This is a genomic window from Bacillus sp. PK3-067, from assembly GCF_056738645.1.
On the sequence record NZ_CP096490.1, the window covers coordinates 1,277,695 to 1,289,960 of the forward strand.

Sequence of the window (12,266 nt, forward strand, 5' to 3'; positions counted from 1 at the left end):
GAAGGGTGATGGACAGAATGAAAATTGAAGCAGTTATTTTTGATTGGGCAGGTACGACGGTTGATTACGGATGTTTTGCACCGCTAGAAGTATTCATGAAGATTTTTCAAAAACGTGGCGTTGAAATTACAGCAGCAGAAGCACGTAAGCCAATGGGATTATTAAAAATAGATCATGTAAGGGCACTAACAGAAATGCCTCGTATTGCGGATGAGTGGAAGCGTGTCTTCGGTCAATTACCAACAGAAGCAGACATCCATGAGATGTATGAAGAGTTTGAAGAAATTCTCTTTTCTATTTTACCAAGTTATGCTACGCCGATTGATGAGGTAAAAGAAGTAATCGCTTCTTTACGTGAGAGAGGCATTAAAATCGGTTCAACAACGGGCTATACGAGAGAAATGATGGAAATTGTAGCAAAGGAAGCAGCGTTACAAGGATATAAACCTGATTTTCTTGTTACGCCAGATGATGTTCCAGCAGGCCGCCCATACCCATGGATGTGCTATAAAAATGCAATGGAACTTGGTGTGTATCCGATGAACCATATGATAAAGGTAGGGGACACAGTATCAGATATGAAAGAAGGTAGAAATGCTGGAATGTGGACAGTTGGTGTAATTCTTGGAAGTAGTGAGCTCGGTTTAACGGAAGAGGAAGTGGAGAGTATGGATTCGGTAGAGCTTCGTGAAAAAATAGAAATAGTTCGTAATCGGTTTGTTGAAAATGGGGCTCATTTTACGATTGAAACGATGCAGGAGCTCGAAAACGTAATGGAACATATCGAGAAACAAGAACTTATTATTTCATAAAAGGGGTACGGGATCATGAATGAAAATCACTACTTATTATTAACACCAGGACCATTAACGACAACAAAATCAGTAAAAGAAGTTATGCTATACGATTGGTGTACGTGGGATGTTGAATATAATACGATGGTGCAAGAAGTAAGAGCTAAACTTGTATCGTTAGCGACGAAGGAAGAAGAGAAATATACAACAGTGTTAATGCAAGGAAGCGGTACGTTTTCAGTTGAAGCAGTAATTGGCTCTGTTATTCAGGGAAATGGGAAGCTTCTCGTTTGTACAAATGGTGCGTACGGTAAGCGCATTGTACAAATGGCAGAGATGTTACAGATTGATGTAGTGGTCAGCCAAACAGAAGAGTGGGAACCTACTAATATTGTAGAAGTAGAAAAGTTATTGGAAGAAAATAAAGAGATTACGCATATTGCAGTTGTTCATTGTGAAACAACGACAGGCATTATAAATCCAATTGTAGATGTATGTAAATTAGGAAAGCAGTATGGAAAGGTTACAATTGTTGATGCGATGAGTAGTTTCGGCGGGATTGAAATAGACATTGCTGATTTACAAATTGATTTTTTAATTAGTAGTGCGAATAAGTGTATTCAAGGGGTTCCTGGATTCGGATTTGTAATCGCAAAACGTGATGAATTATTGAAGTGTAAAGGGCAAGGACGCTCTTTATCTCTTGATTTATATGATCAGTGGGAAACGATGGAAAAACAAAATGGGAAATGGCGTTTTACTTCACCTACACATGTTGTACATGCTTTTTATCAAGCGCTACTTGAGTTAGAAAAAGAAGGTGGAGTAAGAGCACGTTACAATCGATATTACAACAATCAAAAACTACTAGTGAATAGAATGGGAGAAATCGGATTTAAGCCACTAGTAGATAAGAAATATCAATCTCCTATTATTACATCTTTCATTTATCCAAAAGAGGGGTTTGAGTTTCAACAGTTATATAACGAATTAAAGCGTTATGGATTTGTTATTTACCCTGGAAAAATTTCGAAAGTAGATACGTTCCGCATTGGAAATATCGGTGATGTACATGAAGAAGATATTAATCGCTTAGTTGATAGTATTGCTAAAGGAGTTGTTATTGGGTGAAAGTATTTTGCTTAGGTGGAGCAGGTAAAATTTGTCGTGAAGCTATTTTGGATTTAGTTCAATTTTCATCTTTTGAGACGATTACTGTGGCCGATTTTAACGAGGAAGAGGGCCGTAAAGTAGTAGAATGGCTCAACGATCCTCGTGTTGATTTTGTAAAAGTAGATGTAACAAATCACGAGGATACGGTTGCAAAAATGAAAGGTTATGACATTGTAATGGACGGTACGACGATAAAGCTAAATGGATTGTCGACTCGCTGTATTGCAGAAGCAGGCTGTCACGGTGTGAACTTAAATGGATTTGGTGAAGAAAATGAATCGCATGCTATATTTGTTCAAAATGAAAAAACATGTTTGCCTGGGTTTGGTATGACGCCAGGTGTAACGCAAATGATGGCAATGCATGCAGCAAATCAACTGGATACTGTAGAGTCTGTCCGCGTAAGTCACGGTTCGTATCGTCCGATTGCTTTTTCTGCTTCAATTACAGAGACAACGACATATGAATATGATCCACATTTACCATCGCGTACAGTGTATGAAGATGGTGAATTTAAACAAGTACTTCCGTTTGCGCGTCCGAGAGAAATAGAATTGCCAGCGCCTTATGGTAAGGAAACGCAGTATATCATTCCGCATTCTGAAACGATTACGTTAGCAAAGGCACTAGAAAATAAAGGTGTCAAACTGATAGAGACGAGAGGAACTTGGCCGAAGCAAAATATGCAACTTGTACGTGCTTTATATGATTACGGCATATTGCGTAATGATCAGATTGAAATAAACGGGAAAGAAATAGGCATTATGGATTGTATTTCGCAGTATTTATTGCAATCGAAAGAAGGACAAGAAACAGAGCTTTATGGTTATGCACTTCATGTAGAAGTAATAGGTATGAAAAATAATGAGAAGCAAAGACATGTGTTATATCATACACATCCGTTATCTGATGGTTCTGTTGTAGGATGGGAAAAATTAAGGGCGTATACGAGAAACGTCGGTATTCCATTTGGGATTGCTGCAGAGTTAATTGCAACTGGAAATGCAAGTAGGGTGGGTGTTGTTACGCCTGAAGAAGCTTTTGAAAATCCACAATTAATTTTTGATGAACTAGCAAAGCGCGGTATTCATATTCATGAAGAAGTTTCTACTTACAAAGAAAATTATAACTTTGTATAAGTAAGGAAGCTTATGAGGGAGATATAAATGAGGTGAATCTATGTCTGTAGTAGGAGAAGAAAGAAAGCGAACCATTCTTGAAAAGGTAGAATTTAAAGGAAAAGTAAAGGTTTCAGAATTAGCGAGAGAATTTGCTGTATCAACAGAAACGATTCGTCGATATTTAGAAGAATTAGATCGTGAAAAGAAGCTGAAAAAAGTGTATGGTGGAGCTGTTCAACTTCCAGGCGCTGGGGTAGAGGCGCCAATGTTAGAAAGAGAAATGCTACATATAGAAGAGAAGAAAAGAATTGGTTATAAAGCAGCGACATTTGTAGAAGATGGTGATGTCATTGCAATTGATGATGGAAGTACACCGCTTCAAATGGTTCCATACCTTGTTCATCGTAAAAACTTAACGATTGTAACAAGTTCATTTCCAGTCGCAACACAATTAATTTCTTCTATTAATAAAAAGATGTTTCACGGTGAAGTTTTATTTATAGGTGGAAAAGTATCTCCAAAGCATTCGCGTGTATCAGGGTCTATTTCTCAGCAAGTAATACAGCAATTCCATTTTCATAAAGCGTTCGTTTCGATTGATGGGTTATTACCTAGTTTTGGAGTTTCCAGCTTTGAATTAGAGAAAGCGAAATTGTCAGAGGCGATGTTGAAATTAGCTGAGAAGACATATATTTTATGTGATCATACGAAGGTAGGCGTGAAAGGGAATTATCGTATAGCAGCATTTTCACGTATTCAACATGTAATTTGTGATAAAAAAATGCCATATAGTTTTGAAGAAGAACTTATGAAGCATAATATTCAGTGGACAGTTTGTTAAATAAAGTGAAAGTGCCTAAACTCCCGCCTAATTTTTAGGAGGGAGTTTTATTGTCTGCAAATCGTAAAATAAAAGATTTGCATTTATGCAAAAAGTGGACACATTTTCTCATCTCTTTCATATAATTTACCAATACAAAAAAAGTTGGTCGAAGGAAAGAAGGGAGAACATGTCAGAACGAATATATAATAAACTTGTATTGTACGCGAATATTTTGCAAAAAATTGGTGTCATCAATGAGAAGGAAAAAAGTGAAATTCTTCATACGATAGGTAAAAAAGCCCTTTGAATAAAGGGCTTTTTATTTTTTATCTTTAAAAATATAAATTTAATGTAATATTCTCATTGACAATGATAATGATATTCATTATCATTTATTTGTGGGTAATTGATAAGGGTTATCAATTATAAAAATTGTATATGATAGGGGATATTATTTTGAAAAAAAATTATATGAAGGCGCTAGTAGTAGCGACAACATTAGCAATTCCATTTGCTACGTATTCTACTCCAGCATTAGCGGCATTAAAAGTTGAAGCAAATCAATCGGTAGCAGCAGCGAGTGATCGCACGTATGATACTGAGATTAAAATATATAAGGACCAAAAAGATGAGCCATCTATGGTTTCTCAATATATAAAAGATCCTAAAGTAACGATTGCAGCTGGCAAAAAAATTGTCACTGTAACAATGCAAGATAGCGATTATTTTCAATATCTTAGAATAGAAGATAAAAACCAGCCTGGTGTATTTCATGATGTGAAGGTTTTGTCAGAAGATAAGAGGAAGAATGGAACGAAGGTAGTTCAATTTGAAATTGGCGAGTTTGAGAAGAAGCACAATATGCAAATGCATATACTTATTCCAGCTATTGGATATGATCACAAATATCAAGTTCAATTTGAAATTAAAGATCCAACTGTAGGTAACAAAGAAACAGAGAAATCAGATGATAACTCTAATTCAGGAAATACGGAAACGGATAATCCAGTTGATAATCAAAATATGATAACAGATAACAAATTAAGAGAACTTGTGAATAAAAAAGTATTTAATAGAAAAGATTTAAATACACCAATTACGAAAGAAGAGTTATTACAAGTAAAGGATTTATTTTTAAATACAAATGAGATACTTGATTATAGTGCATTAAAATATATGCCAAATTTAAAATCTTTAACAGTTGCGAATGCGAAGATAAAAGACCCGTCGTTCTTTGCGAACTTAAAGCAATTAAATCATTTAGCTTTGCGTGGTAATGAATTTGCAGATGTAACGCCACTTGTTAAGATGGATAATTTAGAATCTCTTGATTTAAGTAATAATAAAATTACAAACGTTGCACCACTAACTGAAATGAAAAATGTAAAAAGTTTATATCTATCAGGCAACCAAATAGAAGATGTAACAGCATTAGCGAAAATGGAACAACTAGATTACTTGAATTTAGCAAATAATAAAATTAAGAACGTTGCTCCATTAAGCGCTTTAAAAAATGTAACATACTTAACTTTAGCAGGTAATCAAATTGAAGATATTAAAGCGTTATATTCATTACCTTTAACAGACTTAGTATTAACACGTAATAAAGTTAAAGATTTATCCGGCATTGAGCAAATGAAGCAATTAGAAGAATTGTGGATCGGGAAAAATGAAATAAAAGATGTTACTCCTCTAAGTAAGATGACACAGTTAAAACAATTACACTTACCTAACAATGAGTTAAAGGATATTACTCCATTATCAAGTTTAGTAAACTTACAAAAGCTTGATTTAGAAGCGAATTATATTTCAGACTTATCACCAGTTAGTAATTTAAAAAAATTAGTATTTCTAAGTTTTGTTGCAAATGAAATCCGTGATGTCCGACCAGTTATAGAACTAAGTAAGACGGCTTATATTAATGTCCAAAATCAAAAAGTATTTTTAGAGGAAACAGAAGTAAATAAAGAAGTAAAAGTACCTATATATGAAAAAGATGGTGAGATTTCTACGAAAATCCGTCTGAAGAGCGATAATGGTACGTATAGTAATGGTGTAGTGAAATGGAGTACACCAGGTGAGAAAGTATATGAATTTGGTGTGAAAGATCCATTCGCGGATACAGGAATCTTCTTTACAGGATCTGTTATTCAAAATGTAGTAGAAAGTAAAGACGGTAATACATCTAAAGAAGATGAGAAAACAGAAGTGGTAGAATTTAAAGATGTACCAAAGGGACATTGGTCAGAAGAAGCAATTAATTACTTAGCGAAAGAAAAATTATTTATAGGCTATGGAAATGGTGAATTTGGATTTGGTGATAACATTACTCGTGGACAAGTAGCACTTCTAATACAAAGGTATTTAAAATTAGAAAATAATCTAGAACAAAAAACGGCATTTACAGATACGAAAGGAAATATGTATGAAACGGCTATTGATGCAGTGGTTCAAGCTGGAATTATGACAGGCTATGGAAATGGTATGTTCCGTCCAGATGGAGTATTAACTCGATATGAAATGCCAGTAGTACTACAAAGAGTATTTCAGTTAAAAGAAAATGAAAATAGTGCAGAGAATTTTAAAGATGTACCAAATGGCCATTGGGCGAAAGGATATGTGAAAGCTTTAGTGGATAATAAAATATCAAAAGGCGACGGGGAAGGGAATTTTTTAGGAGATAATTTCGTAACACGTGAACAATACGCACAGTTTTTGTATAATGCAATAAAGAAATAAAGTGAAACTTTATTCAGTGGGGGTTTTGTTCATTCCCTACTGATTAGTAGCCCTCACCAATCGGGCTGCCCGTTAATGCGGAATAAAAAATGAGGAAAATACGCTATTCTTTAATTAAAGAATAGCGTATTTTTTATGTGCAAAATGAAATAGATAGGAGTATAGACATATGAATAGCCTATTTTAAAGAAGAACCACGAAACTATATTGACAAAAAAGCGTTCTCATGTGATAATTCAATTAAATTTTTAGAATAATCAAAAAATATTCCTTTTACATAGAAAGGATTCGAACCTTATATGAATATTATGCCGGGGGTGACGAAATGTTATTTTTTCTGAAGAAATGGAATGAATTAAAAGATGTGAAATCTGAATTGGCACTTCGTGATTGGTTTTATGGTACCAAAATTAGCTTATCGCTATGTACGTCAAAAGAGCCGTTAACATTTTTAGTAAATGTTGAGGGAAGAGATAAAGGGCTATTTTCGGAAGAAGATTTTATTGTCGTAAATTGCATGTGCGAGTCAGTATTTGAAAATGAAGAAAAACCAGCTGCAGAGTCATTTATGCATGCGGATATTTATAAAAAAAGTAGTGCAGGATGTATTTTACAAGTGCAGACTGTAGATAGTCATTTAATATCAGAGTTATATGGGGAAGAAGGAGAAGTAACGTTCGATAAACGCAGTGTGGAGCGTGTTTTCGGAAAAGAAGGTATAACAGAAATGACAATTCCAATTGTAGAAGATGAAAAAAAATTCGCTGATTTATTAGAAAGCAATGTTCCGAATTTCATTGAAGGTGGAGGAGTAGTTCTTGTTCATAATTACGGCATGATTGTGTGGGGAAAAACGCCAGAAGAAGCGAAAAAATGGCTAGAGGGTATAGAATATTTAATGAACTATCATGTAAAGTTATTAATGATTAAGGGTGCAAGGAGCTCTGTTATATAAAAATGGATGTGATATGGCTACAAGTTAATAAACAAATGAAAGCGTTTTAAAAATAATTTCACTCATAAAATATAGGTCTCCTTATTATATATAGATTACATGTTGACATGTAAGGAGGAACATATTTTGCGAGTTAAATATCATTTTCTGCCAAAGCAGCAAGTAACATTTTGCAAGATAAATGATTCTGGTGAAGAGGCACTGCAAATGATGAACGAAACGGGATTTCGAGCCATCCCGGTATTAGCAGAAGATGAGAAGAAATTCACGGGGATTATTTATAAAGTAGATTTATTAGAAAAAAAATGCAATAGCGGATTAGAGCATGTAAGTGCAGGGGATATGCTTGATGATTCCAATGCATTTATTTTTGAAAAGGATTCATTCTTCAGAGCTTTTTATGTAATTCGTCGGCTTCCGTTTTTAGCCGTGCTAAATGATTATAATGAATTTGTCGGTATGTTAACGCATTCGAATATATTTGATGTTATTGAAGATTCATTTGGTATGCGAACAGGTGGTTATATATTAACAATTGCAACACAAGATTGTAAGGGAACGATTAAAGAGCTTGGGACATTGTTAAAAGCATATAATATCGGTGGCCTATTTACGTTAGATAACGGTGATCAATATATCCGCCGCGTTATTGTAAATATATCAGATGAGTTAGATGAAACAAGATTAAAGCAATTAATCGGAAAAATAGAGAAAAAAGGATTCAGAGTGAGTCATGTAGATTATATTTAAGTTAAAAAAAGTACCTATCTGTTATATATAGATAGGTACTTTTTTGTCCCGCCATTTGTGGGCAGTAAAATCCGCGCCTCAAAATTCAGCGCAAGTAAAGAAGTTAAGTGGGGGGACGGATTGCCCATAAAAGCCCAATTGGTGAGGGCTGATTAAAGTTTTACTTTATGTGAGTAATGAACTTTATTTTGAAACAGGAGGCGGGGATAATGCTAGATCAGATAAGAAAATAAAGTCTGCATGCTCACGAATTTTAGGGATAGAAGTTTCAATAACGCGTGATGTAATTTCACCTGGAGGGCCCACATGCCCGATAGCTACCATAATAGGTTTTTCTTGAATTTTTTTGATGAGTAATTGGGCTTGTTTTGAAATATGTCCTGCTGTATACACATCATCAAAAAATAGTTGGTTTTCAATAATAGGAACTCCTAATTCTTTTCCGATTTTTGGGACGACACTATTAGGATTCGTTTTACTATCTAAGTAAAATAAACCGTGTTTTTTACAAGCAGCAAGTATAAGGCGAACAATTCTTTCATCCGCTGTTACTTTTGACCCCATATGATTGTTCATTCCAATTGCATGCGGTACTTCTTGAATCGCTTGTTCAAGTCGGTTGTTTATTTCTTCATCGCTTAAATCAGTTGTAATTGCTTTCGGCCCAAGCCATTCTTTTTTACCTTTTATAGGTTCCATTGGCATATGTATAATAACTTCATGGCCTTTCTTATGGGCAGCTATTGCATCTTCTTTTGTGGAAGGAAGAAAAGGCATAACAGCAACAGTGAGTGGAATGGGAAGTGATAACATTTGATTAGTCCCCTTCATATTATTTCCGAAATCATCAATGACAATAGCAACTTTATTCGTATGAGCGTTTGCTTGAATAGGAAATAAGAAGGACGGTAAAAACAAAACAATGATGAATAATGCAATCGTATAATTTCGCATATAAATATTTCCTTTCTATTGTTATCCCGCTATTTGTGGGGAGTAAGACTCCCACCTCAACATTGGGCTGGATAGGTGGGAGATTCACTGCCTACCCGATTGGTGAATGCTAATAATCAGTGGGGGCTGAACAAAAAACACTGATTAAAGTTTCACTTTATCAATCATCATTATGTTTTGCTTTTTTATATAAATTAAACAAAAAATGTCGAAGAAAAGTAGGTGGGAAATTAAGAATCCACGGTTTACGTAGCATTTATAAAAAAACAAGATGAAAAAAATGTCTATTATTGCGAATGTATTTACAAAGATAGAATAATTTGTAATAATTCTCAAAGTGAGGGTAAAGATTTGTAAATTACAGGGAGAAAATGTTAAAATTTCTGATTCTTCAAATTTGCATATGATTAAGTAGTTAAAAAAGTCAATGGAGAAGTGAAGTTAAGAGCATGGAAGTATAATAAGGGGGATATGGATGTTTACTGTAAAAAGGAAGTACACATTAGAAAAGCTTTCACGTGATATTCATATGAAACGTGAAGAAATGATTCAACTAGGATTAACAAGTGGGCTAAATAGTAGGGAGACAATTCAAGTTAGTCAAGAATTGGACAAGCTTATTTTACAATATCAATGTTATAAAGAAAAACAAACACCGAAATGGTTTTCAATTATAAAAATACCTATTTTCCAAATCGGGTATGAAGGAAAATCAAATAATTTTTGGCGAATGCTTGTGGCTGGTTTTATGAAATAAGTATAATTACCCTTATAGGATAAGGATAATTATACTATGTGTAACGGAATTTCGATATGAACTGCTGTTCCTTCGTTTTCTGTACTGTCAATAAAAATATGCCCATTATACATCTCTACAATTCGTTTACATATGACAAGTCCAAGACCTGTTCCAGTATCTTTATTAGTAAAGAACGGATGAAAGAGGTGTTTTTGAATATGTTGCGGAATCCCTTTTCCAGTATCTATAATCTGCAATTGTGCGTGTGTTTCATTGTTTTTTACTACAATGGTTAGTGTATCACTAGAAGTCATGGCCTCAATTGCATTTTTTGTAATGTTTAAAACCACTTGTTTCATATGGTCTTTCGAACAACGGATATGAACAGGATGGTCTGGCAAATGTAAATGGAATACAATGTTATGTAAATTCGCCTCAGATTGAATAATTAATGCTACCTCATTTAGAATTTTTCTTACATCATACGTTTGTTCGATGATGGCGGTTGGCTTTCCGAGAATAAGAAATTCACTTACAATTTCATTGATTCGCTCTATTTCTTGTTCAATTACGGAAAAGTAGAACTGATCTTGCTCATCTTTATATTTCTCTTTTAATAGAGCGACGAGTCCTTTAATTCCAGTAAGAGGATTACGGATTTCGTGTGCTGTACTCGCTGCAAAAGTTCCAACTAATTCAATTTTTTGTAGTTCATTTTGTTGCCTTTCAATTTTTGTTTGACGTTTTAACAACATATATTGAGCAAGTAAAAATAAAATAGACATTAAAAATAAAGTAGCTATACACTCTATTGCAACCCACTGGTATAAGGTTTTTTGATGAATAGGTAATGGAGAAACAGAGACCTTCCAATTTAATCTTTGGAGTGGGGTAGTAAGCATATTAGAATGCGTATCACTTGTGTCGTTATTATCATCGGTTAGAAAAACTACATCATGTTTATCAGTTACCTCAAAATGGTATTGTGGTTTAATGGCATTTAAAGAAGATGAAATGTAATCAAAGCGTAAACTAGCTAATAATAATCCTGAGAGCTCCTTCTGTTTATTAAATATGGGGGCAGCAATCATAATAGCTTTATGTCCAAGAACGCGATCAGTAATGACTGATGATACAGTGGTTTTTTTAGTTTGGAGCGCGTCTTGAATATATTTACGGTCTGAAACATCTATAGGCTTTGATTCATCTTCAGATGCGATTGTAATGACTCCTTCTGGTGTAGCGTAATATAGACCAGAAAAGCGTGCATCGTTTCCATCTGTATCATGTACAATTTGTTTAATACCATTTATATTACCAGTCTCGGTGCCTACAACTTTTGCAAGCATGTCTAAAGCAGAAATTGCTTCACCAAGATGATGATCCAAATAATCTCTATATAAAAAGAGAACTGTATGAGCAGATAATTTGTTTTCCTGTTTCATTTTATATGTATGATACGAATAAAATGTAGCACCAATCCCTATTGTCGGTAGGATAACAAGCAATATATATACAATTATGCTTTGGAATTTGACTTTCAAATGTGGTACTCCTTCTTTTTTTATTATCATTATATATAAACTATGTTAAAATTGTCATGTTTTTATTCAAGAATGATTCTTAATATATTAGGGGAGAGGAAATGGATGAGTGAATGCTCATTCGGAATTCACAGGAAGTATGAACTGGCATTTTCTTTTTATTGCTGAGAATTTAAGTGAAGGGTTGAAAGTTGTATGACATCAAATAATGAACGAGAAGATATTTCTCAATCTTTAAAAGTATTTATTGCATTATCTCGTGTACATCGTTCTGTTATGGATACTACAAATAAATCTATACAAAGTAACGGGTTAAATCCAACTGAATTTGCTGTATTAGAACTGCTATATCATAAAGGCGGTCAACCACTTCAGCAAATTGGTGAGCGTATTTTAATAGCTAGTGGCAGCATTACATATGTTGTAGATAAGCTGGAGAAAAAGGGATTAGTAAAGAGAATTCCATGTCCGAATGACAGACGTGTTATTTACGCGCAATTAACTGAGTCTGGCGAGAACTTTATTGCTTCTATTTTTCCGGGGCATGAGAAAGTTATACATCAGTCTTTTGAAATGTTAACGAAAGATGAAAAAGATGAATTACTTGATTTATTAAAAAAAATTGGGAAGTATGAAAAATAATATGTTCCAAAGGAGCTTTGGATAAATAAATC

The 12,266-nt window shown here is 34.2% G+C and carries 11 protein-coding genes; 9 read left to right on the forward strand and 2 right to left on the reverse strand.

The window, feature by feature from the left end:
- Positions 1 to 17: 17 nt before the first annotated feature.
- The 7 genes from phnX to cbpA all read left to right on the forward strand — a co-directional run bounded on the left by phnX (position 18) and on the right by cbpA (position 8,355).
- A complete protein-coding gene (gene phnX / locus M1D73_RS06630) occupies positions 18 to 812 on the forward strand; it encodes a phosphonoacetaldehyde hydrolase (protein WP_000687397.1) in 795 nt (264 codons plus the stop codon).
- 15 nt (positions 813 to 827) lie between these two features.
- Positions 828 to 1,925, forward strand: coding sequence for a 2-aminoethylphosphonate--pyruvate transaminase (phnW, locus tag M1D73_RS06635; protein ID WP_121868149.1), 1,098 nt, complete (start codon positions 828 to 830; stop codon positions 1,923 to 1,925).
- On the forward strand, positions 1,922 to 3,106 hold the full coding sequence (locus M1D73_RS06640) for a saccharopine dehydrogenase family protein (RefSeq protein ID WP_000862162.1): 1,185 nt from the start codon (positions 1,922 to 1,924) through the stop codon (positions 3,104 to 3,106). Before phnW ends, M1D73_RS06640 begins: the two co-directional genes overlap by 4 nt.
- Positions 3,107 to 3,146: 40 nt before the next feature.
- On the forward strand, positions 3,147 to 3,929 hold the full coding sequence (locus M1D73_RS06645) for a DeoR/GlpR family DNA-binding transcription regulator (RefSeq protein ID WP_481158007.1): 783 nt from the start codon (positions 3,147 to 3,149) through the stop codon (positions 3,927 to 3,929).
- A 420-nt stretch (positions 3,930 to 4,349) separates the two neighbouring features.
- Positions 4,350 to 6,650 carry an NEAT domain-containing leucine-rich repeat protein gene (locus tag M1D73_RS06650; protein WP_481158039.1) on the forward strand — a complete coding sequence of 767 codons (2,301 nt, stop codon included), beginning with the start codon at positions 4,350 to 4,352 and terminating at the stop codon, positions 6,648 to 6,650.
- Between the two features lie 325 nt (positions 6,651 to 6,975).
- Positions 6,976 to 7,605 (forward strand): class II aldolase/adducin family protein, encoded by a 630-nt coding sequence (locus tag M1D73_RS06655; RefSeq protein ID WP_000896006.1) that lies wholly within the window; start codon positions 6,976 to 6,978, stop codon positions 7,603 to 7,605.
- Positions 7,606 to 7,731: 126 nt separating this feature from the next.
- Positions 7,732 to 8,355 carry a cyclic di-AMP binding protein CbpA gene (cbpA, locus tag M1D73_RS06660; protein WP_001264208.1) on the forward strand — a complete coding sequence of 208 codons (624 nt, stop codon included), beginning with the start codon at positions 7,732 to 7,734 and terminating at the stop codon, positions 8,353 to 8,355.
- Positions 8,356 to 8,538: 183 nt separating this feature from the next.
- Here cbpA and M1D73_RS06665 read toward each other — a convergent pair whose 3' ends face one another.
- Entirely contained in the window at positions 8,539 to 9,309 is a 771-nt protein-coding gene (locus M1D73_RS06665) for a divergent polysaccharide deacetylase family protein (protein ID WP_481158008.1), read from the reverse strand.
- A gap of 475 nt (positions 9,310 to 9,784) precedes the next feature.
- Here M1D73_RS06665 and M1D73_RS06670 point away from each other — a divergent pair, with 475 nt between their 5' ends.
- Positions 9,785 to 10,066, forward strand: a complete 282-nt coding sequence (locus tag M1D73_RS06670) for an aspartyl-phosphate phosphatase Spo0E family protein (RefSeq protein WP_000495536.1) — start codon at positions 9,785 to 9,787, stop codon at positions 10,064 to 10,066.
- Positions 10,067 to 10,095: 29 nt separating this feature from the next.
- On the opposite strand, the gene M1D73_RS06675 is transcribed toward M1D73_RS06670, so the two are convergent.
- Positions 10,096 to 11,592 carry a DUF3149 domain-containing protein gene (locus M1D73_RS06675; protein WP_000865067.1) on the reverse strand — a complete coding sequence of 499 codons (1,497 nt, stop codon included), beginning with the start codon at positions 11,590 to 11,592 and terminating at the stop codon, positions 10,096 to 10,098.
- A 195-nt stretch (positions 11,593 to 11,787) separates the two neighbouring features.
- Between M1D73_RS06675 and M1D73_RS06680 the strand changes: the two genes are divergently transcribed.
- Positions 11,788 to 12,234, forward strand: a complete 447-nt coding sequence (locus M1D73_RS06680) for a MarR family winged helix-turn-helix transcriptional regulator (protein WP_000203336.1) — start codon at positions 11,788 to 11,790, stop codon at positions 12,232 to 12,234.
- Positions 12,235 to 12,266 lie beyond the last annotated feature (32 nt).

What these genes read in the sequence shown, in the direction of transcription:
- M1D73_RS06650 (WP_481158039.1), top strand. Translation starts at nt 4,350, where the DNA reads ATGATAGGGGATATTATTTTGAAAAAAAATTATATGAAGGCGCTAGTA.
- phnX (WP_000687397.1), top strand. Translation starts at nt 18, where the DNA reads ATGAAAATTGAAGCAGTTATTTTTGATTGGGCAGGTACGACGGTTGAT.
- M1D73_RS06670 (WP_000495536.1), top strand. Translation starts at nt 9,785, where the DNA reads ATGTTTACTGTAAAAAGGAAGTACACATTAGAAAAGCTTTCACGTGAT.
- M1D73_RS06645 (WP_481158007.1), top strand. Translation starts at nt 3,147, where the DNA reads ATGTCTGTAGTAGGAGAAGAAAGAAAGCGAACCATTCTTGAAAAGGTA.
- M1D73_RS06665 (WP_481158008.1), bottom strand. Translation starts at nt 9,309, where the DNA reads ATGCGAAATTATACGATTGCATTATTCATCATTGTTTTGTTTTTACCG.
- phnW (WP_121868149.1), top strand. Translation starts at nt 828, where the DNA reads ATGAATGAAAATCACTACTTATTATTAACACCAGGACCATTAACGACA.
- M1D73_RS06655 (WP_000896006.1), top strand. Translation starts at nt 6,976, where the DNA reads ATGTTATTTTTTCTGAAGAAATGGAATGAATTAAAAGATGTGAAATCT.
- M1D73_RS06680 (WP_000203336.1), top strand. Translation starts at nt 11,788, where the DNA reads ATGACATCAAATAATGAACGAGAAGATATTTCTCAATCTTTAAAAGTA.